Origin of the sequence: Brevibacillus sp. B_LB10_24, assembly GCF_046036945.1 — a bacterium.
Classification (GTDB): domain Bacteria; phylum Bacillota; class Bacilli; order Brevibacillales; family Brevibacillaceae; genus Brevibacillus_C.
Genome location: NZ_JBJQOQ010000073.1, coordinates 1 through 1,773 on the forward strand (window position 1 = coordinate 1; position 1,773 = coordinate 1,773).

1 protein-coding gene is annotated in these 1,773 nt (G+C 49.0%); it reads right to left on the reverse strand.

The features are described 5' to 3' along the window. Positions 1 to 76: 76 nt before the first annotated feature. On the reverse strand, positions 77 to 1,645 hold the full coding sequence (locus ACI7RC_RS27685) for an IS1182 family transposase (RefSeq protein ID WP_408111375.1): 1,569 nt from the start codon (positions 1,643 to 1,645) through the stop codon (positions 77 to 79). Positions 1,646 to 1,773 lie beyond the last annotated feature (128 nt).

The window sequence follows — 1,773 nt, forward strand, 5'->3', positions numbered from 1 at the left end:
GAGGGTGTCCCAAAAGTAAACTTTGGAACACCCTCATCAGCAAAAAATTAGATGAGTTTCGGAAGAAACCAAGGAGTTAAGCGGTCCGTTCTCGCTTCGTTCCTTGGTTTTTAGCGTCTACCGCTGCTTTCTTGAGCAGATTGTGGGCAAGGGAAAGCCACCCGACTTCCAGACTTACTTTTGGTAAGCCTCGAAGCAGGAACCTTTTAAAGCCTCGGTTGTTCTTCATATCGCCAAATACGGGCTCCGGCTCGATCATGCGCCTTACGGCCAGGGCATAGCCTTCTTTGCTGCGGAGTTTTTGCCTTGCTTGATTCTTTAGCCGCAAATACTTCATGCTGACTTTGATCTCACGATCTCCTTGGGCTTTTGTACACTGAGGCTTTAGCGGGCACCCCTCACAACCGGCACTTCGGTAATGACGGTATTCGATTTCATACCCGCTTTCCGTTTTCTCCTTAGTTATCCGGCGGAAATGGAGCGTTTGATCGGCCGCACATGTCCACGTATCTTGTTCGTTGTTGTAGATCCAGTTGTCAATCTTGCTAATGTCCTTTTGCCATGCCTTACTTTTTTCTCGGTGATACGTGCTGTATTTGACGATAGCTTCGACTTCATTCTGCTCCAAGTAGTCATAATTCTCCTCGCCGCCATAGCCCGCATCGGCAATGACGGTGTTTGGCAGCTTGCCGAACTGTGATTTTATTTTCTCCAGATGAGGGATGAGGCAGCGGGTATCGGTTGGCCGCTGGTGGACACTGTAGCCGAGAATAAATTGATTTTCGGTGCCGATTTGAATGTTGTACCCCGGCTTGAGCTGGCCATTTCGCATGTGGTCCTCTTTCATCCGCATAAACGTAGCATCATGGTCGGTTTTGCTGTAGCTGTTTCGCTTCCCTAAAATCGTCTCATTCGTCTCATACTTTTGGAGGCGAGGGAGCAGATCCTTGCGGATTGTGCGAACCGCCTTCTTTAGTGGCTTGTCTTTTGGCTTCTCCTGCAGACGCTCTTCCAATTGCTTGACAGTATGCTCCAGCTTTTCGCTGGTGATGGAAGAAGGCTCGCCTATTTCACGAAGATCCTTGCCCCCGTGGTTTTTTTCTTCATGCCTCTCAGCTTCTTCAATAGTGGCGAACAAGGTCTGGACTTTCTCCTGAAGCTTGGCCTTCTGCTTCACGACTGCCTTTCCCCAAACAAACGTATACCGATTGGCATTGGCTTCGATCTTGGTTCCGTCCACAAAGTAATGCTCCAACTGCACGTAGTTCTCCTCAACCAGAAATTGAAGCACCGCGGTAAACACGGTCTCCAATACGGTTTTCATGCGCTCTGAGCGAAACCGATTGATGGTACGAAAGTCTGGGCGCTGCCTGCCCGCGATCCACATAAACATGATGTTTTCACGGACAGCCTTGGCGATTTGGCGAGAGGAATAGATACGCTGGGTATAGGCATAGATGATGATTTTGGTGAGCATCTTGGGGTGATAGCTGTCTCGTCCGCCTCCGGGGTAAGCCGCATCGAAGATGGCGTCGTCGAGACGATTGACGGCGGCGTTGATCACACGAACGAGGTGATTTGCGGGAATGTCTTCTTCTAAATCCATTGGTAAGCAGAGTTGATCCATGGTATATTGAATGTACAAAGAAACCGTCTCCTTTTTGTAAATGGTGGGTGGTACTTCCATTTTACCAAAGGGCGGTTTCTTTTTGTTTGACTAAATGAAAAGAGGGCCGTCCCTCAGTCATCTACAATGACTTTTGGGACACCCTC